The sequence below is a fragment of the Propionispora vibrioides genome, from assembly GCF_900110485.1.
Taxonomy (GTDB): domain Bacteria; phylum Bacillota; class Negativicutes; order Propionisporales; family Propionisporaceae; genus Propionispora; species Propionispora vibrioides.
Genome location: NZ_FODY01000008.1, coordinates 1 through 23,742, shown reverse-complemented (window position 1 = coordinate 23,742; position 23,742 = coordinate 1). Strand labels below are relative to the sequence as shown.

The window sequence follows — 23,742 nt, the reverse complement described above, 5'->3', positions numbered from 1 at the left end:
ATGTTAAGCCTTGGCCTTTTCCCGCTGCCGCTTTTCGTAAGCATCGCGCAGCCGTTTGGTGTACTTGGAAAGGTCCGGCTGGTAGGCTTCTTTCCCTGGGTTATAGTCAAAGCCAGGGTCCGGAATAAGCTGGCGGGCGGGTTTTCCCGGTGGCTCAATCAGCCTCTGCCAGGAGCCGGTAGATACTTTGACTTTTTGCTTGTCTACTTGGCGCTGGGACAGCGTCCGGACGCTGCAGCGGCAGCGAAAGCCGTTAGGAGGATACCACGTATCCCAGAACGGGTCATCCAGGCGGCGGCATTCACCATGCACGGCCCGGTGCGTGTCCCTGGTATCCTTGTCCATGACCGCGCTGTATACGCCATAGGGCCGGTCGGTCATAACCGCCGGGTCGGTCATTTGCTTCCAGCGGCCTACTTGGTAGGCCGTTTGCGTGTTCTGACGGAATATCGTATCGGCACGGAAGGGGGTAAGGCCAACCCAGCCCCGGCTTTCCATACGCTCGTTAATGGCTTCCCGAAAGTCCTTCATAGTTGCGCCGCTTTCCAGGGCTTTGGCCAGTTCTTCAAAAATATCATTGAGAACATCCAGGGAAGTGATTTCCGCCGCCGTGAAGGCGTTGACCATGGCCTGCCTTTTTAGTTGGTAGAATTGGGCAGGCGTTAGGACAATCTTGTCGCGAAAGTATTCAATGGCTTCCAGGGGACTTAAAGGTTTTAATGCAATCTCACTCATGAGCGGACCACCGGCCAAACAGGTCGGCTACATACATGCCCTCCGCCAGCAGTTCCTGCAATTCGGTTGTGTCCAGTTTGGCATAGATGGCCAGCAGCCTTTCTTTTAGTTCCTCCGGGTCATTGGCGTCCTGAATGGCCGCCATGTAGGGACTAAGCAGCTTTTCGATGATCGGCGCACCGTTCACCAGCAGTTGATCGGCCAGGTCATCTATCGTTCGCTGTGAACTGACCATATCCGGAGGCTTTTTAAAAACTTGCAGGGATGCTTTAGATGGAAACAGGTTGCCGCCTTGCATCAGCGGAGCCAAAAGCTCTTGCCCGGTTTCCGGTTTCGGAATGCCGAACTTTTCATATAGGTGCTCGGTAGCAAGAGGCAGGCCGATTTCCGCCAGCGTTTTGTATTTCGTAGCTTCTTTTTCCTGGTCTTCCGGTTTTTCATAATGGAATTTCAGGTACGGCAGGCGCTTATCGTCGCCGTAGTTAAAGAGGACCAGCGGGCGAATGAGGTCGCGCCGGATGGTTTTACTAACGCCCTTGCAATCGCTTTCCAAAATATCCTGGCGGACTTCGGCGTGTGTTTTGGATGCGGCGTAACTGCCGGAGTCGCCAATATCACTGGACATGGTTTGACCCAGCACGGCCTTGGATATTTCCGTATTGCAAAACTGCGCCAGATTTTTAAAGACGTCGCCGTCTTGTTTAATGGCCTGGATAAATTCCACTTCCGTGTTTTTGGATATAATACCGGCGGCATCACTGGCTATTTGCAGTACAGCCTGCAGCAGGGCGTTTTTTTCTTCCTGGCTGGTGCCCGGTTCATATTTGCCTAACCTTATCGGCATGCCGTAGACCTCGGCAAAGGCGACCCAGTCTTTTACTGTAAAATTTTTAAATAAATACATCCAGACGCATACCCGGTATACACCGGCGCGGGCCGGACTGCCGCTGCGGGCCTTGTATTGATGGATAATGAATTTATTGGGCGGTATCTCAATGCCGGTAGACAGGTTTTCCTCGGTAAGCAGGCGAAGGTTGTCCAGTTGGTCATAGCGGAATTTCTTCTGGTGCCGCCATTTTAGATGAATGGGAACAGCAGCGCCGTCCTCAATGGCCCACATGATTTCACTGACGGAAAATCCTTTGCCGATAGCGTCCAACAGGTCTAATATGGCATCTTCAAAGTCCTGGAGATTATATAAAATGTTGCCTACAAATTTGGCGATTTCCTGGTCGCGTTCGTCGTCGGAATAGGCGATAATTTCCCAATCAAGCCCCAGCACCGTGTTTTTGCGGGTTTGCATAACCGAAAATAGGTGCGGGTCCTTCTCCTCAATTTCTTCAAACAGTTCCGCTTGCCGGTAGATGTCACCCTGGTCAGCCTCCTTTAAAACACGCGCCAGGCGTTCGGGTGTCAGGCCACTTGATGGATAGGAACTGTATTTATCCCGGACCGTTGCCACGGCAATTTCGCGGGTGTCCGGACGCTTGTTTTGTGTCGTGATAGGATTGCCGTTGTGGTCAAGAATCAAGTCAGTACGCTCCTTTCTGCCTTATGCGGCGGTGTTGTACGCTTTGATATTCAACCGGGCCTGCAAGTAAGGTTTTGCCGATGGACAGGTACTCCGCAATTGTGGCGCTGTTCATCGCCATGCCAAAGTGATTGGCAACCCCTTTCAAAAAGCGATATATGGTATTGCCTTTTGCATCCAGAATTTTTTCTTTCCGCAAGTTTTTCAGATGCACGTCCACGGTATCCAGTATCGGAGGATATTCAGCCCCCTTGGTCGGTAACAGCATTATGGGCTGCGCTTCGTTTAAAAACAGGTCGCAAAATTCTTCCAGCGAGTCGTCCCGGTCGACGGTAACGCGCTGAAACTGCTTTCCTTGATGTTCGGCAGTCTCTTCCTGTAATTCGGTTCCTGAAAAATCCTGCAGCCAAACTTTGCGGGGATGGGCGTAAGCAATCCGGCGGGCCTCCGTTCGTAAAGGCTTAGAGTCGCAGACTAAAGCGGTAATGCCTAATTTGGTCCAAAGTTCCTCAATCCGCTGCACCATTTCGTCAGAGTCCAGTTCTTCAAACCAAATCCACTTTTTTCTGCTGTCTGTCAGGCGTTCATATGCCGCAAAATGCGCCATGTCACCGCAGTCGACACCGGCAAAGACCGGATTTGCACTGCGAAAATAACATAGGCTATGTTCACCGCGATTAAAATTGAGCACCATTTCCGTGATGGGCTGCATATCGCCGCCATCAGGTTTGGCTAATGTAGAGCAGTTGAATTTGGCCTTGCGGGATTTTTTCTTTGTCGCTTTATCCCATTGGTCCATAATGTAGGAAAGAGAAATGGCCGGAACAATAAGCTGCGGCAGACGGTAACTCAGTTTTCCTTCTTTAATCCGGTTGGGATATTGGGCCACCCAGCGGCCTGCTGTTTCGACGTCATAGGGTTTGCCGCAACGTATGCAGACCCGTTCCCAGCGGTCATTGACTTTACGGATGCAGGCAGGAAAAAGGTCTTCCAGCACCTGGTTATCCTTGCCGCACGCCGGACATTTCACATTCCAGATGTATTGGCAGCCGTCTTGATATTTCGCGTCAATTCCCAGTCCCGGCATCATGCCTACGGAGAAGTTATAGCGAAAACGGATGTCACTGGCGGCAATACGGTCATACGACCATTCCATGTTTTCTTCCGGCAGGATGTCTACTTCATCATAAAGGTTGCAATCCAAAGGAATGGAGATAGCATTTTTTATATCAAAAAGACCTAACGTATATAGAAAGTGACCGCGAAATTCCTTTAACCCTTTATGATTGGCTCCTTTAAATTTGCCTTCGCGCATTAATTCCTGGAGATAGGTGTTTTTCCGGATGGCCGGAGTAAAGCGGGTTTGGTCAAACCGTTCGGCAAATTTGTCAGTAGGAAGAAAGTACCCAACATCTAACCCGCCTTGCGAAGGAATGTACATGCTGGTGCCTATGCCGATAGTCGAAGCGCCGATCTGCGCTCCTTTTAGGTTGGACAGTTCCACATCTTCCTGGTTTTTCAAAAATACATTGTCAATGTCTTCCACAATCTGCCGGAATACCTGGTGACGGTCAAAGGAGTAAATGCCGTTGTCGGTGTATACTTCCCGCTGGAGAAAATCGGAAAAGCGCTCATATTTTTTTTGCTTTCTTATCCCTAGATCAGCCAGTATTTTCATTTCTGCCTTACCTCTTCCGCCACCGCATCGACCATATCAGACAAGCGGGCAATCAGTTCCGGCTCCCTGGCCAGTTCCTCTTTCAAAGCCGCTTTAATTTTTTCGCTTGCGGCGTCAATACCCCGGTTGTAGTCAAGTTTCAGTTTTTCAACCTGTACATTCGCCCGCTGCAAAAGAGCGAGTGCCTTAAACACTTCGGTTGCTTTAGAGCCGTCCAGTGTGTCGACTTTCATCAAATATTCCATGATTTTTTGCAAGGCTAGTTGATTGGATGCTTCGGCCAATTCGGTGGCCGGGCCGTCCTTGGTATCGGTAACAATGGCTTTGGCTTGTTCCTTTACAATACGCAGCCTTTCCAAGCGTGACAGGAAGTCTTTCCCATAACGGCCTACGCTTGACATACTGACGTCATGTCCGGCTTTATTGATAAATTCGGTAATTTGCTGGTAGGTATCGCCAGCCACTAACCTTCTGTTAATGGCTTCAACCAGTTCCGCAGGCAGAATACTTGTAATTTTACTGTGCCGCCGACGATCTTTGGCCATTTAGAGCGTCACACCCGGGTCGGCAGGGATGCTGCCTTCCAGCAAATCTTTGCCTGCCGCTGTCAGTCTGGCCAAGATACGAGTAATTCCCAGTTCTTCGCTTTTCACTTTCTCAGTTTCCAAGTATCCTTTTTCCGAAAGGTAGGTGAGATGCGTTTCGACTTCGGCAGGAGAACAACAATACCGGGCATCGGTGAGAATTTGGGAAATAAGATGGTCGCCTGCCGGAAAAGGGTAGTTCGCATCAAGGATTTTTAAAATACGACCGCGTATTTCACGGGATTCACGTGGTCTCACGAGTTTGTCCTCCAATCAATTTATTCAGATTTTTATTGACTTCACCCATTTCTTTGGCCAGCATATCCAGCTTATAATCCTGATTTGCCACGGCACGCAGGAAGTCGTCGCGCATTACATAGCGGGTTGGCAGGATGGCTTTAAACTCCGCAAGATCATCAGCCACTTTATTAATGGCCTTGTCCTGGTCTTTCAGCTTGTCTTTTATGTCAGAGCGAATGTCTTTAAGAAAATAGCCGATGGCACCAATAGCTACTGTTAGAAAGGTGCCAAGGAAAATCATAATAATTTCTTTTAGTTCGATCATGCGGGTCCCCCTAAAAAACTAAACATTAGAATTTCTTTTCTATACCAACGCCAAAGAATTTCTGATAGTCCGGCACCGTAGCAATGGCCTTGTATTCTAAGTCTTTGTTGATTAATCCCAGCGACAGGGCGGCCCCTTTGTTTGTGACATAGCCGCCCAGGCTGATATGTTTGCGGTTGGCTTCCATCCGGCGTTCCACTTCTTTATCCACCATATCGGTCACGTCGATCGTCGTGGCGGTAGTCACTTCGCCGGTAAGTTTTCCTTGTTCAAACTTGCTGGTTTCTCCGGGTATTCCGGCCATTTCAAACTCTTTGCCGTTGTAGCGCATATACACGGAAGGAGGGGAGACCGTTAACTCTACATCCGTTTTTTCCAGACCGGTTGTTTCTTTGCCAGTGGCCGCATCCCGGTATATGACAGTTTCCTTGGGAACGTAGGCCAATTGTGTGACCGTTTTGGTTTCGGTTTTAATGACAGGCGGCTTGTCCTTTTCAGCTTGCAGCGCCTTTTCGGTACTGCTTAACCGGCTATGTAGGTTGGAAACATAAGCATAGAGAATGTATGAAACGATAAGAATGGCGATCCCAATAAGCAAGGAAACGCCATATTTTTTAACTGTTGCTTGCATATCCATCTGTCGCCACCTCCTTATGATAAATTGCTATTGTAAATATACGGGTACAGGTGTGCTTTCTACCCGCTCCATTGCCACCTGTGCGTACACGCTCGTTTTTTCAATGGCGATGAAATTCCGCCCCATGTTCTGGGCGGCCTTCGGCAATGTACCCGAGCCGGTAAAGGGGTCCAAGATAATGCCGCCGACCGGCACGATGGTGACAAGCTGTTCCATCAGCGGTGTTGGCTTCCCGGCTAAATGGAATTTATCCGTCTGTTTGACCGGGAAGCGGTAACAGCCGGGATACGGACCGGCATGCTCGGCCTTGTGGCAGGGGCCTTTCGTCCCCCACACAATGTACTCGCACTGATGTTTAAAGTAGCCTTTATGCGGTGCGCGGGCACCTTCGGTTTTGTCCCAGGCAATGATGCCCCGCCAGGCCAGTTCCCCCATTTGCAGTGCGTCCGTGGCCAGCGGCAGTTGCCGCCAGTCACTGAACATTAGGAAATAACCGCCGGGCTTTAAAATCCGATAACATTCACCAATCCATAAAACGCACCAATGCAGCCAGGACCGGGAGTCTTTGTTGTCGCCCAGGAAAGAAGGGCGGTGAACCAATTTGTTAGTTGTCTGTTCATACTTTTTAATCGGGTCCTGCGTCTTTTGGGCTATCGTTGAGCCGCCGGACGAATAAGGCGGGTCGGTAATGACCGCATCGACGCTATCCGATGGCAACTGCTCCAGAATGGGGAGACAATCCCCCTGGATGATTTGATTGATAAAGCGTTCCGTCTCTTCTCCCCCCTGTCGCTACTACGCAGAAATAAAATCCGTTACGCCTCGGGCAATGGCCCTGGCCATACGGTCCTGCCATGTTGGATTGTCCAGAAGAGCGGCCTCTTCATCGTTGGAAATGAAAGCCATTTCAATGAGGCAGGCAGGTGCTTCGGTTTGGGTTAATACATAAAAGCGGGCTTCTTTGTCCGGGTCACCGTCTGAATAATCTGTGCGTCCATATCGGTCAGGGAATTCAGACGCCAGTTGCTGATAAATGCAGGTAGCCAGGCGGTCGCCTGCTGTTTGGCCGGGAGAAGTCCAGACCTCAAACCCTTTTGCCTCCGGATTGGCTGCACTATTACAATGCAGAGAGACAAAGGCGTCTGCGCCGAATTGGTTGGACAATTCCGTCCGGTAACTCAGGTCGTCGGTTTCGGGCTGTTCCCAATCCAGCCGGGTCATAGCTACCTCGCACCCGGCATTTACTAAATATCCGGTGACCTTTTTGGCGATTATGAGCGCAACGTCGGCCTCTTGTAAGCCACTGTTTGAATTTACCGCCCCTGGGTCAGTGCGGCGGCCAGCATGGCCTGGGTCAATCGCGATTTTAAACATTTGCAGTTCCTCCTTCCTAGAAATTTGATTTGTTATTGATGTATTTGCCGCCCACTTGGGTCAATAAACCACCGCCGCAAGTAACTCCGGCGAATACTTCATAATGCGCCCAGGACTTGTCGGTCAGTACCAAATAGGCGGTTACGAGAAGAAAAGACAGGAAGGCCACTAACGCCATGGTGCTGGTTAAACTGGGATTGCCGTCCGGTCCCCAAAGCAGGGCCTTAACAAACTCTTTAAGACTTTTCATCAGAACAGCCCCAACAGTTTCAATCCGCCTATAACGATAACCGCACCAACAGCCCAAACCAGCCATTTAGGAACGTTGTACTTCCCGGAAATTTCCTCCACTTTGTCGTCGGCTTTGTGTGACAAGTTATTGATCTGGGTTTTGACTTCATTTTTGCTTGGCATAAAATTCACTTTCCTTTCGTCGGTTTAGCACAATAAAAAATCCTAGTGCAGATTTTTATCTACACTAGGATTTTCCCATATAGCTTATAAAGTTTATAGTTACAGCACTTTAGAAATGTACTTTAGAAGGAAAGTCGCCTGATTTCAAAGCATTCATCTTTTCGATTATAGTTTCAATGTTTTTCATGTGATAATCTTCAATGATGCAGCATTTAAACTCTTTTAATGCTTCATATATCGTATTGATCTCAGATTTTGTAAGTGTCAAATTTAAAACTTTGTCCATTAAAAATCCTCCAAATTATCGTTAAACAGTGAAATGGAGCTTTCTTTTACTCGCTGCCGATTAATAATGTTTCGGACCCATACTTCGGAAATGTCATACCGTATAGCCAGTTCCGTATAGTTTTTTCTATTAAATTCCTTAATGATTAATCGGTCTCTAGCGGCAGCAATCACGCTTTCAAACTTCGGCACGTAAATGGTGCAGCCGCCTGCCGCGTGGGACATTTCTACGAACGCGGGCACGCCGATCGCATTGATTGCCTGAAGGGTAGCCGGGTGCGCTTCCCGCAAATCTTCCAAGCGCACTTCCTTGGCCAGTAACTCCCGAATTGCCTTTTCCAATAGTTTCACCGCCTTTCATTTTACTGCCTTTGATAGTTTCTGGCAATCATGGATTTTAATGCTTCAAACACTTTATTCGCTTCGGCTCGGGTCTGCGGCCAGGCTTTTTTGATAATCCGGCGGCAAAGTCCCTGGCGGCGCTCGGCTTCAAAAAAGCCAAGCTGCTCGAATTGCTGTTCAATCATTTTTAGCTGGGCGGGATAGGGCGCGCCGTCCGCATCCCGATAGGGTCTATACTTGGGCTGCCGGTTGGCGGTATTCGAACTTTGAAAGCCTAGCCGCGCCAAATGCTCCATAACCCGTTCAAAGCCTTCCAAGGTCAGGAACTTGGCGGAGGAAACACCGCCATATAGTTCCAATATGCTCCGATAGTCTTCGTCATCCAGTCCCAGTTCTTTTTTCGCTACGTGGATTAGCGCCAGTTGGCTGGCATTTACGCCAATACTCCTTTTGCTGACTGCGCGTCCGTAGCTCATACCGGTTCCTCCGCATACAGAGCCACACTTAAGGTTTCTTCCAGCCAGAGGGCTTTTTTGAGTTGTGCCAGGTCGATGGCTTCCAGGTCAAAGAAACGCTGCACCCGTTCCAGATTCTTAACTTCATGAATGGCGTCCAGTTCTTCCTCGCAGGCCCCCGTGATGCCCAGGGCTTCCAGAGTTTTTTTATCAGCTTTGTATTCGCCTTTCAGTTTCTTTTTGGCTGTTTTGATCGCTTTGCCGTCCAGGCCCAAATCGGCCAGCAGGCCGTCCAGGTCGTGAGCCTTATAATCCCCTTTTAAAAGGGTCATTAAAGCCGCTTTAAAACGATTTTCAATGTCGAATTTTACTTCCACCTTGCGGGTAACTTTATCACGAACAATATCGCCCAAAAGCCGGACCAGCATACGGTAATTGTCAATTTCCAGCTTTTCTTTGTAAAGTGCTTCAAAATGGCCTTTAGTGCCAAAAAATTGAACCTGCTTAATGTTTTTATTCTCCATGTCGGAAAGGGCCGCGGTCTGCAATTCCACTTTAATCTTATCCAACGCCTTTTTTTGCTCCTTGATGGATTGCTCCAGTTTAAGAGCCTGGTCTACTTTGGCGGCCAGGGCGCTCTCAACATATGCCATATTACAGTCCTCCAATCGCGGCCCGGCATTTACGGCAAATATGGCGGCCTTCATACAGTTTCAACTCTTCATCACTATGGCAGAAGAGGCAGGAGCCTTCAATCCGTTTCAGTTCAATTACGCCCGCTGCATTCACGCTGACGTTAACTTTTTCCCCTGGTTCAATGCCATATTCACGGCGCAGGGAGACTGGAAGAGAAACGCCTCCGGCGCGGGTGATTTTTTTGTTATGTTCCATACAGTTATTCCTCCATTTTGATTTTAATTTTTAGTTTCTCTATAGGTGCCGTCTGCCAGGCTTTTAATAGCCGCCACACGCGCAGGCGGACGCCTCGCTTTTGTGCTTCTTGCCCCAGGTAGAGCGTCAGCGCCAAAAACCGCTCCCCGTTGGGGGTAATTTTCCTGCAAGTTGCCATTCTTCAGCCCTCCTCAAAAGAAAGAGAAGTTTTTTGCCAAAAGGTGTGTGAAGCGCTGCCACAAACTCGGTCGTTTTCGGGTGGGATAAAGAATGTTTTTGATTTCCCGCGTATCGGTATAGGTCATACGGAATTTGCTCATTTTCAATCCCTCGCTTTCACACGCTGATGATAATTTTTCTGGCAGTCAGAATATCTTCCAGGGAAATGGGCTGGTTTTTCTTGTTGGCAATCGTCCAGGCGAAAAGAAACAGCTTTGTCATAATTCGCAGCGCGCCGATCATATTAGCCACCTTGTATAGTTCCTGCAGGCATTCATCCGTCAGATTGACGCCATTCTGTAGCACAATGCCTTTCACATCGTCCATGGGGACCTTGGTATCCAGGGCAATTCGCACCGCCCGACTAAAAAATTGCCCGGTAACGGTTTTGTTTTTCTCGGTAATTGCCTCCATGATCTTGGGGTTTCCTACCAACACCAGCGGGCATTTTGTGGCGTCGTAAATGCGGCGCAAGGTTTCCAGCCCGTCCAGGCGTAGAAAGTGAGCTTCATCGATGATAATCATCCGGTTGGAGTGCTTCAGGCTGCTAATGATGCTTTTTTCTAGGGCCTTGTTCCGGCCTTCGGCCCGTTTATTCATGGCTTCCAGCAGTTCTTCCATAATATCGCGCCCGCTTCGAATGTTGGGGCTGGCAGTGACGAACAGGGCGGTGGGATTGTTTTTCACGTATTTTTCCAGGGTTATGGTTTTTCCTATGCCCGGTGCGCCGTAAATAACAATGACGTCGTTCCGGTCGGAAGCGTACTGCAGGCCGAACCACATTTCGCGCATGATGGCAGTCTCGATAATTTCCGGTTCCTTGACGGTCAGAGCTGCCGTTTCCCGCGACTTAATGGCGTCCAGTACCGGCATGAGTTTTTTGGCTACGTTTTCATTGTTTCCCTGATAATTTCCCGCGCGGAATGAGGACAACGCCCCACCGGAAATACCTGCTTGTTTGGCCAGTTGCTCCTGGGAAATTTCATTACTGCCTGAACTTAGATATTGGTTGACCCGGTTTCTTACCTCAGTGACAAATTGCTCTATTTCCTGAAAATCCATGATCTTTATTCCCCTTTCCGTCGTTCAATTTTAGTTCCGTGCATCATTTCAAAAACGCTCCTGCCGTCCGTGCCAGTGGCTTGGTTGGCGCTATTATACCGGATTGCTTCCCGCAGTTCGGCAGGCACCGGCACCATTTCGGTGACGGTAGTCGGTTGTGGGTCAGGTGATTGGGGACCATATTCGCGGAACAGGTCCACGATTTCCGCCATACTGGGAGCGTCGCCGCTCTCAGCCGCCTGGTATGCCCAATGATTTTTGACCGTTTCCCATTCGGCTTTCTTGCGCGAACCGTCGTCATGCATACCTTCCGGCGATTCATGCAGGGCATCGCGCAGCGGCATCAGTGTCGCCGTAAACAGTGGGCGTTCATCCAGGTCATACACATAAATGGTGCTGACGTCGTTTTGTCGGCAACTGATCAGCAAGTCTTTTTTCTTGTGTAAAGTCATTTCCGGCGAATAGTATTCACGCCCCCGGAAGGTGATGCCGTTGCGGCCCACCCGGTAGCGACCCGTCTGTTTCTGAAGGAAGTGCTGCATGACCGCTTCGGTTGTCTGCCGCACTGGCAGGCGCGTCCGGATAAAGGTTTCGTCCGGGCACTCACCTTCGCGGCCTCTGCCGCGTTCTGATGGTCGTTTATTATAAATGTAGCGGACATAGCCGCCGAAGATTTCTGCTAATTGTTCCAGGGTGATATTATACTTCGCTTTGTTTTTGTCGCCTTTCAGCTTATCGGCCAATCTTTCCGGACGATGGGCCGTATTACGCCCGCAGTAGGTGTCCATATGCGGGCAGAACCAATTGGACATATTCAGAAATGCCACGCGTTCAATCGTTTTAGCGCGGGCGTTCTCCGGAATGGCAAAGTGAGTGATAATCCCTAGCCGTTCCATCATCGGCACCACACGCTGCTTGTCCGCTTCTAGAGCGGCTTTCCGTTCGCGGAAGCCGCGACCGGCAAACCGTTCATTACAATAGTCTCGTCCATTGTCGAGATACACTTCGCGTGGCAGCCCGATAGCCGGGTCCAGCGCTGCTTCCGCAAACGATGCCATAATAGTGTCGGTATTCGGGGAGAAGGTGACCGTCCAGCTTACTAGTTTGCCGCTTCGCATATCCATCCAGGCCGTTACCCATGGGCGCACCCAGGTGCCGCGTGGCCCCAGGATAAAAAAGTCGAATTTCCGGTGATCGCCTACAAATACTTGTCCGGCCCGGACGCTTTCCGGGTCGCGGCGGGTGAAGGTCTGGCATTTGTTATAGAACGCTTTTTTGCCTTCCTGAATGGCCACCAGGACCGCCGTCGGCAGTTCTTTGGCAATCCGCCGCAGGGTGGCATCGCTGGGGCAAGTCTCGCCGTTTTTCTTGGCTATCAGTTCCAGAATGCGGTGACACTCGGCAATTTTGAGATTCTTTTTTAAAAGCCGGATAAACTCTGTCAGTAGTTCATCACTGATGGCAAACCGCTTGCCGCTGTTCTGGCCGTACTGGGGCAGGAGAGCGGATAAACCATCTTTTTGATAGCCTTTTTTCCAGCGATACAGCGTGGTTTTGGATACCGTTTCATCGAGGTGTTCCTGGTTCCATTCCCGGACGAATTGTTCCGTCAGTTCGGTTTTCTTGCCGGGTCGCAGCAGGTAACTTTCGAAGGCGTCCAAAATCGCGTGGTTCCGGTGCGCTTTTTCCCTTGCCCACGCCGGTGCCTGGTCATAGGCGCTGACCGTTTTGACCTTTTTTACGTTGGTGCCCAGGCCCTGTTCTTCGATGTACTTGGTCTGATAGCTTTCCGGTAGTGCGTCCAGCCTGATTTGAAGCATCTTGCCGCCGCGTCCGCCGCCACTAGTCGATTCCACATAGCGAAATTCACCATATTTGCCAGCCATCGCATTTCTTTGGATTGTTCTTTCGCTAGTTTCAAGCAGGGCTGCCGTTTCCGCTACGCTGAGAAAGGTTTCAACCATACGACTTCACCCTTTCGGTCAGCGGCAGTTTTGAAGGGGGAAGCATTCGAATGACAATATGGCCATTTTTGATATAGGCGATGGCTGTCACACCAGCTTTTCGGACGCCAACGCATAACAGTTGCATTATCTCACCCCCCGCACGCGGTTCCATTCCCGCTGCAATTGACTTTGCTTTTGACGGATGGTTTTTTCCGCTTGCTGTAGGCGGCCCATTTCCAGAAGATAGATTTCTTCCGATTTCACCATACGGCCCCCAGCGGCAGACATTAAAATGTCCAGGATGGTGTAGTCTTGGGTCAATTTGCAGAATATAGGATAATATTCTGCTGGCATGCGGTGGCCTTCTTTGGATTCCGCAGTCCAACTGTTCAGCATACTTTCGCTGATTTCAAGGCCCAAATACTCGGACATTTGTCCGGCAATAGCATAACGCTTGAGGCCGCTGTTTTTGATGGCCTCGGATATGGCTTCTTTTATACGCAGCCCCAGCGGTTTAGTTTCTATTTGAAAGTCTGGGGCGTCAAATTTTTTAGGGTTAATTTCTTCGATCATGTCAAACAGATTGATTTGGTTTTCCAGATTCCGGTCTGTTTTTTGTCTCCGTCTCGCCATTGTACAACCTCCCATGATGGCTTATACTGGTACTGTAAATTCCTTTTCGGAATTGGTTTGCAGGATTAATTTGTTAAGCGGAGAATTAAAAATAGAATGGGGTGGTTGTCGGGCTTCCTTGGCCTAGTAAACTTCGGATTGCCCTTGGCGCTTTGGCGCTTCCATCCCATCTTTTTTTATATCCTTTCATGCCGCCCATTGTGGCCAGATTTCTTCGACTTTACGGTCGATCTGCTGGGCAATTTCTTCTTGTATCCGCATGCTTTTGAGTTTTCCGCTAATTACACTGCTAACTGCGGCACGGCTAACTTTTAGCTTATCCGCAATCATTGTGGGACGGATGCCTTTTAAAAGCAGTTCAGCTCGGATTTCATTAGGTTTCATACTGGTTTACCTCCCTTAAATTAGTGTTTAATTACTGTCTTACGGCATTTGCGGAACGACCCGGCCTTTATTCTCAAGTGTTTTTGCCGTGTTCCAGCATTCTTTTGTAAAGGGTGATTATTGTGGTTCAGCAACCATCAGAAAACTTTAAGAAGCTTAAATTTTTGATTGGACTGCCAGTTCTTGAAGAGGCTCATACGAAGTGGTTAAAAGGGCTTTCCTATTCAGAAATGATGAATTTAGCGCGTCTGTATGAAAAAGAAGTTGACGACTTGGTGTTGAAATTATTCCGAATAACCAGCGAAGCTCTTTGTCATCAAATGACCCATACAATCATTCAGAATACCCCGGAAATTGTACAAGCCTTGCTGTATGAGCGCTATGTTACTGTGTTAGGACTGTTTGAGCGATTTGAACAGAATCCAGAGTTTAATGCAACAACTTATGGGCAGGGATTATTGGGGATGCTGTCCCTATATTATCAATTCTTGCGATACTCCGAGAAAGTCTAATCAGTTCCCATTCGTTCCTTTTTTCAGTTGCAAATTGCCTCATGGCTTTTGGGCAAATGATCGGTAAATCTCCGTTGGGCAGTTGTAACATTGTTTCACCTCCCTTCACCGCGTCCGTTAAACGTGGTATTTTTTGGGAATAATAGATTTACAAATTCATGTTTACAAATTTATTATAGTGGTTATACACGCTATTGTCAACAAGAATAGCGTTAATACACACTTGAAAGGAGTGTAGCCATGGATCATCTTACACAAGATGAACCAGATTACAAGGCAATAGGTGTCCGCCTGAAAGAAGTCCGTGGCACACTATCGCAGAAAGCATTTGGCGAGTCAATCGGCTATAGTTATAGTTACGTAAAAGACTGTGAACATGGCAAAAAACAAAGCCTGGAATATTTATTTAAAGTATCTGCTATCTATAATGTTTCTTTGGAATGGCTTTTAAAAGGAACAGTGGTTATAGACGCTGCAGCGCAAAAAGTCGAGACCTTTTTTGACCCCGACTTAAAGCGAATGATAGATGTTCTAAAATCAATTATGGAGAGCGACAACCCACACATGCGCAGCTGGGCGATCGTCCAATTTGAAACCGCCTTTAAAGAACATTGCGCTGCGGTAGAAGAAAAAAAAATTCATGCATGACCCGCTGGATGGCAGCAAAAACTGGCGAGAGTTTGCCGCCCGCCTGGGATTACAGATTGTGAAATAACGAGGGGGTAATCCTATGAATTTAGCTTTTGGAATAGCAATGTTTTTCTTTGGACTGTTTGGATTCATCTCAATCATAGGTATTTTTTGGGCACTTTATAAGAAAAAACCAAAAAGAATATGGATAATATCCGTTCTAATGAATGTATTTCTCTTTATAGGATCAGTTGCATTATATAATTATCTGTTGACACCCGAAGAAAAGAATGCTATTGTTGCTCAACGGGAACAACGAAAAATAGAACAAGAAACACAAAAAAAGGCTGAACAGCCCCAAGTAAACGGGCAAGAAAAGCAGGACATAGCACCTGAAACCAAGTCCCGGGAATCAATTCTTACATCAATAGCAAGTAAAAGTCTCGGTAAAAATTTCAAAAAGATAGAAGTTAAAGACTTTGTCGATGATTCGAATAAAAAGATCGTTTTAGTTTACTATAATGGTTCTGATGGATATAATAGCACAATGGCGAAAAAATCTATGCTTATTCAAACAGCGGATTTATTCGAAGAACTATTTGCTGCCGGTATTGCTATTCATGAAATTACTGCCTTTATTTATACTGATATGAAAAATTCTAACGGGTTACACGAAAGTCTAGTAATGAAATGTCAGCTTAAAGGCAGCACAGCTGCCGGTATCAACTGGGCTAATATCAATAAAACTAACTTCGATCAAAATCTTGACTATATTTGGACTGCGCCGGGGCTTAAAGACTAGAATATCCACAATTACATTTATTTTGTATATTTATTTGGTCTTACGTATAAATATTTAACTGATTACTTATATATTTCCTTCCAAATTGTCGTCACTAATTATAAGGTCAAAAGTGCTTTAGACCCTTACGATATAAGCATTAGTGGCCTTTTTTATTGCTGTCGCCACTGTGTCGCCACCTCCGCACCGCAAAAGCCGAAAAATGGCCCCCAATTTAACCCTTAAAATAGCCGTTAAACCAGTATTAAAGAGGATTTAAAGGGTATCGGTATCGTGTCCTTTAATCGTGGACAAATTGTCTATAAATGTCTACGACCCTTTATTTTTTCCCAAACTAGATGCGTAAGCCCACAAATAAAAAAAGACCCGCCAGCCCTTATTCTCACTAGGCTTTCGGGTTTTCCCGTTTTTTCTCGTTTTTTCCCATACTACTTGAGGGTTTATAGTGCTTTTGGGCAAGCGATAGGCAGCCGGACTTTCGCCGTTGCTTGCCTGCCGGGAATGACTGCCTTGGTTTTGATTATAGGCTTGAATGGAATCAATGACAATGGAGCGGATGGACGTAGCTGGGATCGGCTTGGTTAAAAAGGCGTTGATCTTGCCGTGATTTATCGCGTCAATAGCCATTTGCAGCTCGGCGTGTCCGGTCAGCATAATTCGCTGAACCTGCTTGTCCAGGTTCTGAATGCGGGAAAAAAGCTCAATGCCGTTCATAAAAGGCATGCGGTAATCAGAAATAACGACGGCAAAGGGGCCTTGGAACTCAAAGATCTTTAAAGCCTGAACAGGATCTTTGGTGGTTACTACATCGAAATGACCGCGCATAATCCGCCGTAATGATGCCAGATAGGCTTCATCATCATCGACAATCAAGATTCGTCCATTAGTTGTCTGATTCATTGTTATTCCTCACTCCATGACCTTTTCCGGTATTGCTCACTATTTTACTCTAACCCTACTATTTGACAAAAAAGCAATTTTTCCTCTACCTTTTTATAGGTTTGCTATATTTGACGAAAATTGTCGGCAATGCTTGTTATTTATAGAGTTTTATAGTTAATAAATAATAATTATTATTTATATCTTATGCTACATGATGCGAACAGCTTATCGGAGTAATATAAGAGCAAGACAAGTCCTTGCTTTGGAACAAGGCAATTTCTAGTAAAGGAGGAAACCTGGCATGAGCAACAACCGGATTGTAGTATTTCGTTTAGGCAATCAGCAATATGGAACAATTAGTGCCGCCGTTGGTGGAATGACAAGCCAGGTACAGGATGTCCAGGCTTTACGGTCAAATTGCATCCCGGTGATAAAAATACAGACGGAACTTACTGACTCTGCTGGCCAACAGGCTTTGTTGCTGAACTCTCACGGATTGCAAGTGGCACTACTGGTGGATGAGGTTATTAAAGTAGAAGATTTGCAAGGAACCGAGCCAGTGCAGGAACCGGCTGGAATCTTTCGCATCTGGCGCATCAGCGAATAACAAAGAGTGCCGTACGCAAGTGGGCGCTGCGGTCAATTGATTTTCTATGATACATAATAAACTTTTATATAACTTAACAATGTTGGAACTGTTAGGACTAATACTATAGAGACGGAGGATGGAAAAGATGAAACGGATCACAATAAGAATGCAGTTAATCGGAATATTTAGTCTGGCCATTGCACTGCTAGTCGCACTGGTAAGCGGTATTATGTATCAGTTTGAAGCCGCTACGGACAACTACAAAGACATGCTGTCCGGTACAGTGGAACGGACGATAAACTTGCAAAAATCGAAGTCGGATTTTCATGCCGGGCTGAGTGGCTTGCGGGGCTTTCTGGGCTATAACGACGAGACACTGGCCGTTACCGCAATGGATGAGTTTGGCAAGAGTGTAAAGCAGGTAAAAGAGTTTGCGGCGGCAGCTACTGCGGCAGGCACCAAACGGGAGGGTGAGAAGCTGGCGACTATGCTTACGTCCTATGTAGAAGAAATTAACGCAGTCATTAGCGCCAAAAAACGCAACGATCCTTCCTTTACGGCGCTACTGGATTCGGCCAAGCAAAAAACAGCGGTTATTGATTCCCAGTTTGAAGTGGTGTCCAAAGCGCAGGACATCGTGCTGCATGAGCGGGTTCAGGAACAGAATGAACATCAGGCTGTTGTATTTAAGCTGGTCATTGGGTTCAGTATACTTGGTATTCTTTTACTGGTAGCGCTGATCGTCTGGTATAGCCGGTCCCTTGCCAGGAGACTCCACAATCTGGGGAATGAAGTCAAAGCCGTAAGCATGCTGGACTTGAGTACGCAGGATCAGAAGGCTGTACGCAATGATGAGATCGGGGATATGGCCAATGCCGTTATTACCATGAAAACCGCCTTGCGGGAGATCGTCGGCAAGGTCAGACAAGATGCCGATGTTCTGGCGGCTTCCAGTGAGGAGTTGACGGCGGCGGTAGAAGAGCAACTGCAAAACTCAGAAATCATATCCCGTACAATCAGTGAGATTTCAACCGGGTCCGGCCAAAATACAAGCAGTATTACCGAGATATCCGCAGTCGTTGAGGAAGTAACTGCCGGAGCTGAAGAAATGAGTGCCAGCGCGGCAGAAGTGAACCGCACTACAGGCAACGCGGTAGAGGATGCCAAGGAAGGTATGCATTTGATCGGCAAAGTCGTGTCACAAAACGAGACGATTGAGAAGGCTATGCAGGAAATCACTACGGTATCCGGCTTTCTGACAGAGGGTTCGGCACGGATACAGGAGATTATCACCGTTATCGGCAGTATTGCCGGACAGACTAACTTGCTGGCTTTGAACGCAGCGATTGAAGCCGCCCGCGCCGGTGAGGCCGGCAAAGGCTTTGCGGTAGTGGCCGAAGAAGTTAGGAAACTGGCGGAACAGAGTGCAGAAGCAACGCGGCATATTGGGGAAATCATTAAAAAAATGACCGGTGATGTTTCCTATTCGGTTAATCTGGTAAAACGGGCCAATGAGGAAGTGGCGGCAGGCAAGGTTGCTGCAGCCGATGCGGCAGAGGGCTTTACGACCATTGTGAGCAAATTGGAGGCTGCCCAATCGGGCATAGCGCAGATTGCCAATGCTGTTGAGGAAACGGCGCATGGAATGCAATCCATTGTCGCTAATGTGCAGAGTGTCAGTGCGGTGGCCGAGGAAACCAGTGCCGGCACCGAGACGGTAGCCGGTGCCGCAACCCAACAAAACTTCAAGCTGCAAGGTGTTTCGGCAAGCGCCGAGGACTTGGCCAAAATGGCGGTTGAGTTGAATCAAATTATCAGTAAATTCAAAGTTTGAATCGACTTGTAATAATTTCCTGAAAAATAGAGTTGAATCAGACGGAAGTATACGCTATACTATTACAGGACCGGCATTAAGTCGACGCTGCTTTACAGCCTAAGCCAACGAGCGTGGTGAATTGGACGATGGATGATAACTACTATATGGGACTGGCCTTGCTTGAGGCCCGCCAGGCGTACTCGCTGGGGGAGATTCCGATTGGCGCTGTGCTGGTGGTTGGCGATGAGGTGGTTGCCAGGGCGCACAATATGCGGGAAATCTGGAATGATGCCACCGCCCATGCGGAAGTTATCGCCATCCGGGAAGCCTGTCAGAAGCTTGGCAGGTGGCGTTTGACGGGAGCAACAATTTATGTTACTATAGAACCGTGTCCGATGTGCGCCGGAGCTCTGGTGATGAGCCGTGTTGACCGTCTGGTATACGGAAGTTCGGATTATAAGGCCGGAGCCGTTGAATCCATCTTTAATGTCGTACAGCATGATGCGCTAAATCACCGGCTGGAAGTAACGGCAGGTGTGCGGGCGCAGGAATGTTCCGCGCTGATGAAAGACTTCTTCCGGGAGCGCCGGAAGAAATAACAGCATAACTGGAGAGGTGTCCGAGTGGTCGAAGGTGCTTGACTCGAAATCAAGTGTCCTGTCAAAGGGACCGTGGGTTCGAATCCCACCCTCTCCGCCATAAACCTAGTAAAAATAGGGGTTACAGCTTTTGCGCTGTAACCCTTTGCTGTTTTTTATATCAATCGTGGTAACATGGTGGTAACAAGCGACTTTTTACACTTCATTTAGGTGTAGAATTGTCACTGTTTGTTGTGTTGTTTCCGAAGATTTCGCTACCTACTTTGATGGCGGCATCTTTCTTCATGTTGTCGATTACGTGAGTATAGAGATCGGCAGTAATTCCAATGGTGCTATGCCCGAGGATTTGTGAGGCTACTTTTAAGGGGACTCCCGAATTTAGCATTAAGGTCGCACAGGAATGCCGCAGGTCATGGAAACGAATATGCTTAAATTGGTTGGACGATAAGAATTTAGAAAAATTTTTACTAAAGATACGAGGGTCAATCGGATTGCCGTCTGCTTTACATACAAGTAAGCTATAATTTTTATATTCTGTGTCCAATAGCGCCATCTTTTTTTCTTGCTTAGTAATATGAAGATTAATCATATCCAGTACTTCTATGGGAGCATTAATAATTCTGTTGCTGTCTTCGCTTTTGGGGCTTTCGAACATAGGTCCGTTGTTGGTGGCAATTAGCTGTTTGGAAATTTTGATTGTTCCTGTGTCTAGATTGATTTCTGTTTTCCTAAGTCCTAAGATTTCTCCTCGTCTCATTCCACATATTGCTGCCAAGGAAATAGGCACTTCCCAATCTGTGTCTTTGGCTGCCTTAAGCAAGGACCGAATTTCTTCCGGGGAGTAAATTTCTCCTTTGTATTTTCTAAGTTTAGGTGTATTGGTAACTCGTTTAACAGGATTATTAAAGATTATTTGTTTCTTGGCTGCGTGTTCAAGCGCCTCATGTAAAACCCTGTGAATATACATGACTGATTTGGGCGCTAAGCCACCTTTACCGTCAAGTCTGCCACTAGTTAGCTTTAAGGCATACAAATTATCTATATGGCTGGCGTTTAGCTTCTGTAAGTCGATATTGCCGATTATAGGCAGAATATGCTTTTCCACCAGGCTACGATAACCGGCTGCGGTATTTTGCCGCAAATGAGTTTCAGCGTAGTTTTTGAGCCAATCCTGTAGATATTCCCTGACGGTTAGATTCTTAATCGGAATAAAAGTGCTGGTAGCCTGTCTCGTATTAACATCAAGTAGATAAGCTTCGGCCTCAGCTTTAGTGCGGAATCCTTTTTTTGAAGTTTGATTATTTTTGCCTGTAATAGGATCGTTGTAACGGTAGTAAACATCATAGACCTTTAGGTTTGTTCTAATTTTTCCATGCTTGTCCTGGCCCTTTTTTATTATTCGCTCTTTTATTGATCCGTTCATTTGTATCCTCCCAATATCCCGATATTAAGAAGATTCCACACTAAAAAGCTTTAAGATATCATTTTAACTGATGTGAATTATAAATAAGCCATTCATCTAAGCCTGATTTAGGGATGCGAAATTGCCGACCTATTTTTATACAAGGAATGATCTTATTGTTTACCAAATTATAGGCGGTGTTAATCCCTATTCCAAGATATTGTGCCGTCTCACTAACCGTTAATGTTGCTTTTTCCATAGTATGGATTCCTCCTCGTGGATATAATGTATATTCAAGTAGTTAATTGATGCGGAAATCATTCCGGAGTTTTTATTCTAATTCCGATGTAACCGCGTTTGTTCTCATCTAAAAGACGTTTCCTTTGGCTGTCTAAGTTGTAATGGCCTTTAAGCAGCTTGTGCCAATCTTGAGAACTAATACTTTGCAAACGATTAGATTGACAATAATTAATATAGGCACATTCTATTTCATTAGTCATTGTAAAACTGTTAGGCGTAATTTCACAGCAGTCTGCAATGAAGGCGTGAAACGAATTTTGTTCCTTGATGTATAGAGTTTTCAGCCTTGTTGATAGAGTACAATCTGATAGTGCATTTCTATTCTTGATTAATCTTTGAAGTCCGTTGACGGCAAATTCTACAATATATTCTTTTTCAAGTAGCAATTTTGTTTCTAAATGGTAATCTTGCTGATTTTGAGGAACACTGTTCAAGAAAGGAATAATTATAATTCGATCAAAAAAAGCGTTTGTTATATCAGGAGCTTTGAGGTTTGGTAAATTATTTCCAGCAAATACTAAAAGAGCTCGATTTTGAAAAGAAAAGGCATTTTGATATTTGAGCTCGGCGACAGAAGAATCGTTTCCTGTCAGTATTTTTATTTGGCTCAAGTTTTTCAGACTTTCTTCGCTAATCTCTGCGCATATGTTTAATTTTTTTCCGTAAATAGCGCCTAGTCTAAATCTGTCATTTAGATCATGAATACTAAGATTAGAGCAGAATTCTTCACCGACTATTTTTCTCATAACATTTAATAGCAGACTTTTTCCGGTATGCGGTGGTCCGAAAAAGAAAAAAGATTTTTTAAGACTTCTAATCTCGGAAATCATAAGACCAAGTACTTCTTGTAACAGGTGCAAGATTTCCGAGTCGTTGTTGCTTAGGTTGAATAAAAATCTATTGAATGTGTATCCTTGAACTTCTTCATAAAAAGGATAGTTGCAATCTATATAGTTTGTAAAATGAAATCTCGGGTGAGAATCTAGCCGTGATTTGTTTGAAAGATCCAATATCCCGTTTCTGAAGTTGATATATCCTTCTAGTGAAGGACTGTTGGGGTGTATGGCTGTTGATAACTCGCCAGTATAAGACTTGAGGCATTTGATGATTTCCATAATTTTGTAAGTGTTTACGTCGGTTCTAAGATTTTCAGGAATTGCTTTTCTGATATTAATTTCAGCTGTTTCTCCAAGCAATAATTTATAGTAATTAAAATTTCTATCGTAATAATATAAATTATTATCAGAAACACCAAAAATGTTACCTTCACTAACAAGTAACTTGGCAATTTGATATGGAGTAGAGGGCGATTTTTTAAAAGTAGGGGTTGATATGGAAGTTGAGAGATTTAGCTTTGGAGCCTCGTTTGCGGTAGAAGCTTCTTGCTTTGGAGTAGAAAAAGGCTGAATATCATTATTAGGGAGAGACTCTGTTGGAACGGTAACATAATCATTTGTAGTTTGTGAAGTCTTGCATAGTAGATCAGTCATGTTGCTAGCTAATAAAGACTTGGCTCTTGTGGTGGTCAAATGTTTGGAAAGAAAACTTTTAGAGCTCAATTTAAATCCTCCTATTTATCCTTTGTATAATTAAGGGGGGAGATTCCCCCCTCCCACGTTTTTTTTATTCGACAGGTTTTACATAATGTGAAATAATCATCTGTGCAGCTGTAAAAAAACAATTTTTTAGTTGATCATTATTAAAGGCAGCGAAATGAATGTTTTGCTTACTTGGATGAAAATAGGAGCTTAAGTAAAAACTTATAGGATCTGCTTCAAAGTAGGCCATGATGGATTCTCCGATATTTAACGGGTATTTTGTTGAAATTTCGAATCCAAAGGTTGAGTCTGTACATAATAATTTCCCCCCTTTTTCATTATTTTGGATAAATAACTTGAACTGTTCACTATTTGGGGTTAAAATCGTGGGAATAAACTGAAAAGCCTGATGATTGATAAAGCCATAACCCCATATGTTAGTAGTTGTTGTAATAAGTAATATCCCTTTGTTTACTGGTATTACATTTCCGTTATCATATATAATTGCGGTGTTTTTTTGTAATTCGACATAACAGACTTCTTCGGGGGAGGTACAAGCTTTCTTTGAATATTTTGATAGCCTCGTTAATAACTGCTTAATCCGGCCAATTCGGCCGGCAATCCGGTCACATTCGGGCACCGAATCCGGTCGGATTCGGCCACCTCGTGAAGTATTTTCAGTTTAACAAAAATCATTCAGTAGTTACAGTCGTAATATCCTCATTTTAGTCTCTAGGGCTCATTCGGGTTACGCTTCGATGGCCCGGAAAGTTCGAAACGATAGGAGTTGTGAACGAGCCGATCAAGCACGGCATCGGCAATTGTACTGTCTTCAAACAGCCCATGCCACTCTCGGACCGGAAGTTGCCCGGAGATGACGGTGGATCGATATCCAAATCTGTCTTCCACCACTTCAAGCAAGTCCCGTCCGGAGACC

Annotated in this window: 33 protein-coding genes and 1 tRNA gene; 7 read left to right on the top strand and 27 right to left on the bottom strand. The window is 46.2% G+C overall.

All coding sequences use genetic code 11. The annotated features are described in order from the left end of the window. Nucleotides 1-3: 3 nt before the first annotated feature. The 21 genes from BMW43_RS08335 to BMW43_RS08250 all read right to left on the bottom strand — a co-directional run bounded on the left by BMW43_RS08335 (nucleotide 4) and on the right by BMW43_RS08250 (nucleotide 13,735). Complete coding sequence (locus BMW43_RS08335) at nucleotides 4-735, bottom strand: phage head morphogenesis protein (protein WP_091745675.1); 732 nt, start codon at nucleotides 733-735, stop codon at nucleotides 4-6. Further along, nucleotides 728-2,266, bottom strand: a complete 1,539-nt coding sequence (locus BMW43_RS08330) for a DUF935 domain-containing protein (RefSeq protein WP_218140631.1) — start codon at nucleotides 2,264-2,266, stop codon at nucleotides 728-730. The genes BMW43_RS08335 and BMW43_RS08330 overlap by 8 nt, the downstream gene beginning before the upstream one ends. 1 nt (nucleotide 2,267) lies before the next feature. After that, nucleotides 2,268-3,944: a phage terminase large subunit family protein gene (locus BMW43_RS08325; RefSeq protein WP_091745673.1), complete on the bottom strand. Its 1,677-nt coding sequence runs from the start codon at nucleotides 3,942-3,944 to the stop codon at nucleotides 2,268-2,270. Beyond that, a complete protein-coding gene (locus tag BMW43_RS08320) occupies nucleotides 3,941-4,489 on the bottom strand; it encodes a phage protein Gp27 family protein (RefSeq protein ID WP_091745672.1) in 549 nt (182 codons plus the stop codon). Before BMW43_RS08320 ends, BMW43_RS08325 begins: the two co-directional genes overlap by 4 nt. Continuing rightward, complete coding sequence (locus BMW43_RS08315) at nucleotides 4,490-4,786, bottom strand: hypothetical protein (protein WP_091745670.1); 297 nt, start codon at nucleotides 4,784-4,786, stop codon at nucleotides 4,490-4,492. Beyond that, complete coding sequence (locus BMW43_RS08310) at nucleotides 4,773-5,093, bottom strand: hypothetical protein (protein ID WP_091745668.1); 321 nt, start codon at nucleotides 5,091-5,093, stop codon at nucleotides 4,773-4,775. Before BMW43_RS08310 ends, BMW43_RS08315 begins: the two co-directional genes overlap by 14 nt. Nucleotides 5,094-5,118: 25 nt before the next feature. Further along, on the bottom strand, nucleotides 5,119-5,730 hold the full coding sequence (locus BMW43_RS08305) for a hypothetical protein (protein WP_091745666.1): 612 nt from the start codon (nucleotides 5,728-5,730) through the stop codon (nucleotides 5,119-5,121). 27 nt (nucleotides 5,731-5,757) lie between these two features. Continuing rightward, the gene (locus BMW43_RS08300; RefSeq protein WP_245732276.1) at nucleotides 5,758-6,447 is read right to left on the bottom strand and encodes a DNA-methyltransferase; all 690 of its coding nucleotides are present in this window, start codon (nucleotides 6,445-6,447) and stop codon (nucleotides 5,758-5,760) included. Nucleotides 6,448-6,525: 78 nt separating this feature from the next. Beyond that, the gene (locus tag BMW43_RS08295; RefSeq protein ID WP_091745662.1) at nucleotides 6,526-7,104 is read right to left on the bottom strand and encodes an N-acetylmuramoyl-L-alanine amidase family protein; all 579 of its coding nucleotides are present in this window, start codon (nucleotides 7,102-7,104) and stop codon (nucleotides 6,526-6,528) included. 16 nt (nucleotides 7,105-7,120) lie between these two features. Next, nucleotides 7,121-7,354 (bottom strand): hypothetical protein, encoded by a 234-nt coding sequence (locus BMW43_RS08290; protein ID WP_091745660.1) that lies wholly within the window; start codon nucleotides 7,352-7,354, stop codon nucleotides 7,121-7,123. After that, complete coding sequence (locus tag BMW43_RS21070; RefSeq protein WP_177173512.1) at nucleotides 7,354-7,518, bottom strand: hypothetical protein; 165 nt, start codon at nucleotides 7,516-7,518, stop codon at nucleotides 7,354-7,356. The genes BMW43_RS08290 and BMW43_RS21070 overlap by 1 nt, the downstream gene beginning before the upstream one ends. A 109-nt stretch (nucleotides 7,519-7,627) precedes the next feature. Continuing rightward, entirely contained in the window at nucleotides 7,628-7,804 is a 177-nt protein-coding gene (locus tag BMW43_RS21065; RefSeq protein WP_177173511.1) for a hypothetical protein, read from the bottom strand. Continuing rightward, entirely contained in the window at nucleotides 7,804-8,145 is a 342-nt protein-coding gene (locus BMW43_RS08285; protein WP_091745658.1) for a Mor transcription activator family protein, read from the bottom strand. The genes BMW43_RS21065 and BMW43_RS08285 overlap by 1 nt, the downstream gene beginning before the upstream one ends. A gap of 20 nt (nucleotides 8,146-8,165) precedes the next feature. Beyond that, a complete protein-coding gene (locus BMW43_RS08280) occupies nucleotides 8,166-8,621 on the bottom strand; it encodes a regulatory protein GemA (protein ID WP_091745656.1) in 456 nt (151 codons plus the stop codon). Next, nucleotides 8,618-9,253 carry a hypothetical protein gene (locus BMW43_RS08275; protein ID WP_091745654.1) on the bottom strand — a complete coding sequence of 212 codons (636 nt, stop codon included), beginning with the start codon at nucleotides 9,251-9,253 and terminating at the stop codon, nucleotides 8,618-8,620. The genes BMW43_RS08280 and BMW43_RS08275 overlap by 4 nt, the downstream gene beginning before the upstream one ends. A 1-nt stretch (nucleotide 9,254) precedes the next feature. Continuing rightward, nucleotides 9,255-9,491, bottom strand: coding sequence for an AbrB/MazE/SpoVT family DNA-binding domain-containing protein (locus BMW43_RS08270; protein WP_091745652.1), 237 nt, complete (start codon nucleotides 9,489-9,491; stop codon nucleotides 9,255-9,257). 4 nt (nucleotides 9,492-9,495) lie between these two features. Continuing rightward, nucleotides 9,496-9,669 carry a hypothetical protein gene (locus BMW43_RS21060; RefSeq protein WP_177173510.1) on the bottom strand — a complete coding sequence of 58 codons (174 nt, stop codon included), beginning with the start codon at nucleotides 9,667-9,669 and terminating at the stop codon, nucleotides 9,496-9,498. A gap of 158 nt (nucleotides 9,670-9,827) precedes the next feature. Further along, nucleotides 9,828-10,772, bottom strand: a complete 945-nt coding sequence (locus BMW43_RS08265) for an AAA family ATPase (protein WP_091745650.1) — start codon at nucleotides 10,770-10,772, stop codon at nucleotides 9,828-9,830. Between the two features lie 5 nt (nucleotides 10,773-10,777). After that, complete coding sequence (locus BMW43_RS08260; protein WP_091745648.1) at nucleotides 10,778-12,736, bottom strand: Mu transposase C-terminal domain-containing protein; 1,959 nt, start codon at nucleotides 12,734-12,736, stop codon at nucleotides 10,778-10,780. 126 nt (nucleotides 12,737-12,862) lie between these two features. Beyond that, entirely contained in the window at nucleotides 12,863-13,351 is a 489-nt protein-coding gene (locus BMW43_RS08255) for a hypothetical protein (protein ID WP_091745646.1), read from the bottom strand. Between the two features lie 186 nt (nucleotides 13,352-13,537). Continuing rightward, nucleotides 13,538-13,735, bottom strand: coding sequence for a hypothetical protein (locus tag BMW43_RS08250; RefSeq protein ID WP_091745645.1), 198 nt, complete (start codon nucleotides 13,733-13,735; stop codon nucleotides 13,538-13,540). 122 nt (nucleotides 13,736-13,857) lie between these two features. On the opposite strand from BMW43_RS08250, the gene BMW43_RS08245 reads away from it, so the two are divergent. From BMW43_RS08245 to BMW43_RS08235, 3 genes are all read left to right on the top strand, one after another. Then, a complete protein-coding gene (locus BMW43_RS08245; RefSeq protein ID WP_091745644.1) occupies nucleotides 13,858-14,247 on the top strand; it encodes a hypothetical protein in 390 nt (129 codons plus the stop codon). 240 nt (nucleotides 14,248-14,487) lie between these two features. Then, nucleotides 14,488-14,895 (top strand): helix-turn-helix domain-containing protein, encoded by a 408-nt coding sequence (locus tag BMW43_RS08240; RefSeq protein WP_091745642.1) that lies wholly within the window; start codon nucleotides 14,488-14,490, stop codon nucleotides 14,893-14,895. 82 nt (nucleotides 14,896-14,977) lie between these two features. Further along, complete coding sequence (locus tag BMW43_RS08235; protein WP_091745640.1) at nucleotides 14,978-15,679, top strand: hypothetical protein; 702 nt, start codon at nucleotides 14,978-14,980, stop codon at nucleotides 15,677-15,679. Between the two features lie 309 nt (nucleotides 15,680-15,988). Here BMW43_RS08235 and BMW43_RS08230 read toward each other — a convergent pair whose 3' ends face one another. Next, nucleotides 15,989-16,579 carry a response regulator gene (locus tag BMW43_RS08230; RefSeq protein ID WP_091745638.1) on the bottom strand — a complete coding sequence of 197 codons (591 nt, stop codon included), beginning with the start codon at nucleotides 16,577-16,579 and terminating at the stop codon, nucleotides 15,989-15,991. Nucleotides 16,580-16,862: 283 nt separating this feature from the next. On the opposite strand from BMW43_RS08230, the gene BMW43_RS08225 reads away from it, so the two are divergent. The 4 genes from BMW43_RS08225 to BMW43_RS08210 all read left to right on the top strand — a co-directional run bounded on the left by BMW43_RS08225 (nucleotide 16,863) and on the right by BMW43_RS08210 (nucleotide 19,665). After that, nucleotides 16,863-17,168: a CheW domain-containing protein gene (locus BMW43_RS08225; RefSeq protein ID WP_091745636.1), complete on the top strand. Its 306-nt coding sequence runs from the start codon at nucleotides 16,863-16,865 to the stop codon at nucleotides 17,166-17,168. 127 nt (nucleotides 17,169-17,295) lie between these two features. Beyond that, nucleotides 17,296-18,984 (top strand): methyl-accepting chemotaxis protein, encoded by a 1,689-nt coding sequence (locus BMW43_RS08220; protein WP_091745634.1) that lies wholly within the window; start codon nucleotides 17,296-17,298, stop codon nucleotides 18,982-18,984. Nucleotides 18,985-19,112: 128 nt separating this feature from the next. Continuing rightward, the gene (tadA, locus tag BMW43_RS08215; protein ID WP_218140630.1) at nucleotides 19,113-19,565 is read left to right on the top strand and encodes a tRNA adenosine(34) deaminase TadA; all 453 of its coding nucleotides are present in this window, start codon (nucleotides 19,113-19,115) and stop codon (nucleotides 19,563-19,565) included. Between the two features lie 10 nt (nucleotides 19,566-19,575). Beyond that, a tRNA-Ser gene (locus tag BMW43_RS08210) sits at nucleotides 19,576-19,665 on the top strand. Between the two features lie 102 nt (nucleotides 19,666-19,767). Here the strand turns inward: BMW43_RS08210 and BMW43_RS08205 are convergent. From BMW43_RS08205 to BMW43_RS08185, 5 genes are all read right to left on the bottom strand, one after another. Next, on the bottom strand, nucleotides 19,768-20,988 hold the full coding sequence (locus tag BMW43_RS08205) for a site-specific integrase (RefSeq protein WP_091745632.1): 1,221 nt from the start codon (nucleotides 20,986-20,988) through the stop codon (nucleotides 19,768-19,770). A 58-nt stretch (nucleotides 20,989-21,046) separates the two neighbouring features. Then, nucleotides 21,047-21,226, bottom strand: coding sequence for a helix-turn-helix domain-containing protein (locus BMW43_RS08200; RefSeq protein ID WP_143050589.1), 180 nt, complete (start codon nucleotides 21,224-21,226; stop codon nucleotides 21,047-21,049). A 58-nt stretch (nucleotides 21,227-21,284) separates the two neighbouring features. After that, a complete protein-coding gene (locus BMW43_RS08195) occupies nucleotides 21,285-22,826 on the bottom strand; it encodes a DNA primase family protein (protein WP_091745628.1) in 1,542 nt (513 codons plus the stop codon). 64 nt (nucleotides 22,827-22,890) lie between these two features. Further along, nucleotides 22,891-23,445 carry a hypothetical protein gene (locus tag BMW43_RS08190; protein WP_091745626.1) on the bottom strand — a complete coding sequence of 185 codons (555 nt, stop codon included), beginning with the start codon at nucleotides 23,443-23,445 and terminating at the stop codon, nucleotides 22,891-22,893. A 92-nt stretch (nucleotides 23,446-23,537) separates the two neighbouring features. Then, nucleotides 23,538-23,742: ATP-binding protein (locus BMW43_RS08185; protein WP_177173509.1), on the bottom strand; the 205-nt coding region annotated here is incomplete at its 5' end.

Excerpts from the sequence above, each read along its gene's own strand:
- BMW43_RS08255 (WP_091745646.1), bottom strand. The coding sequence starts at position 13,351 with ATGGCGAGACGGAGACAAAAAACAGACCGGAATCTGGAAAACCAAATC.
- BMW43_RS08275 (WP_091745654.1), bottom strand. The coding sequence starts at position 9,253 with ATGGCATATGTTGAGAGCGCCCTGGCCGCCAAAGTAGACCAGGCTCTT.
- BMW43_RS08200 (WP_143050589.1), bottom strand. The coding sequence starts at position 21,226 with ATGGAAAAAGCAACATTAACGGTTAGTGAGACGGCACAATATCTTGGA.
- BMW43_RS08280 (WP_091745656.1), bottom strand. The coding sequence starts at position 8,621 with ATGAGCTACGGACGCGCAGTCAGCAAAAGGAGTATTGGCGTAAATGCC.
- BMW43_RS08265 (WP_091745650.1), bottom strand. The coding sequence starts at position 10,772 with ATGGATTTTCAGGAAATAGAGCAATTTGTCACTGAGGTAAGAAACCGG.
- BMW43_RS08295 (WP_091745662.1), bottom strand. The coding sequence starts at position 7,104 with ATGTTTAAAATCGCGATTGACCCAGGCCATGCTGGCCGCCGCACTGAC.
- BMW43_RS08270 (WP_091745652.1), bottom strand. The coding sequence starts at position 9,491 with ATGGAACATAACAAAAAAATCACCCGCGCCGGAGGCGTTTCTCTTCCA.
- BMW43_RS08240 (WP_091745642.1), top strand. The coding sequence starts at position 14,488 with ATGGATCATCTTACACAAGATGAACCAGATTACAAGGCAATAGGTGTC.
- BMW43_RS08225 (WP_091745636.1), top strand. The coding sequence starts at position 16,863 with ATGAGCAACAACCGGATTGTAGTATTTCGTTTAGGCAATCAGCAATAT.
- BMW43_RS08205 (WP_091745632.1), bottom strand. The coding sequence starts at position 20,988 with ATGAACGGATCAATAAAAGAGCGAATAATAAAAAAGGGCCAGGACAAG.
- BMW43_RS21060 (WP_177173510.1), bottom strand. The coding sequence starts at position 9,669 with ATGGCAACTTGCAGGAAAATTACCCCCAACGGGGAGCGGTTTTTGGCG.
- BMW43_RS08335 (WP_091745675.1), bottom strand. The coding sequence starts at position 735 with ATGAGTGAGATTGCATTAAAACCTTTAAGTCCCCTGGAAGCCATTGAA.
- BMW43_RS08250 (WP_091745645.1), bottom strand. The coding sequence starts at position 13,735 with ATGAAACCTAATGAAATCCGAGCTGAACTGCTTTTAAAAGGCATCCGT.
- tadA (WP_218140630.1), top strand. The coding sequence starts at position 19,113 with ATGGATGATAACTACTATATGGGACTGGCCTTGCTTGAGGCCCGCCAG.
- BMW43_RS08310 (WP_091745668.1), bottom strand. The coding sequence starts at position 5,093 with ATGATCGAACTAAAAGAAATTATTATGATTTTCCTTGGCACCTTTCTA.
- BMW43_RS08220 (WP_091745634.1), top strand. The coding sequence starts at position 17,296 with ATGAAACGGATCACAATAAGAATGCAGTTAATCGGAATATTTAGTCTG.
- BMW43_RS21065 (WP_177173511.1), bottom strand. The coding sequence starts at position 7,804 with ATGGACAAAGTTTTAAATTTGACACTTACAAAATCTGAGATCAATACG.
- BMW43_RS08260 (WP_091745648.1), bottom strand. The coding sequence starts at position 12,736 with ATGGTTGAAACCTTTCTCAGCGTAGCGGAAACGGCAGCCCTGCTTGAA.
- BMW43_RS08325 (WP_091745673.1), bottom strand. The coding sequence starts at position 3,944 with ATGAAAATACTGGCTGATCTAGGGATAAGAAAGCAAAAAAAATATGAG.
- BMW43_RS08320 (WP_091745672.1), bottom strand. The coding sequence starts at position 4,489 with ATGGCCAAAGATCGTCGGCGGCACAGTAAAATTACAAGTATTCTGCCT.
- BMW43_RS08235 (WP_091745640.1), top strand. The coding sequence starts at position 14,978 with ATGAATTTAGCTTTTGGAATAGCAATGTTTTTCTTTGGACTGTTTGGA.
- BMW43_RS21070 (WP_177173512.1), bottom strand. The coding sequence starts at position 7,518 with ATGCCAAGCAAAAATGAAGTCAAAACCCAGATCAATAACTTGTCACAC.
- BMW43_RS08230 (WP_091745638.1), bottom strand. The coding sequence starts at position 16,579 with ATGAATCAGACAACTAATGGACGAATCTTGATTGTCGATGATGATGAA.
- BMW43_RS08290 (WP_091745660.1), bottom strand. The coding sequence starts at position 7,354 with ATGAAAAGTCTTAAAGAGTTTGTTAAGGCCCTGCTTTGGGGACCGGAC.
- BMW43_RS08305 (WP_091745666.1), bottom strand. The coding sequence starts at position 5,730 with ATGGATATGCAAGCAACAGTTAAAAAATATGGCGTTTCCTTGCTTATT.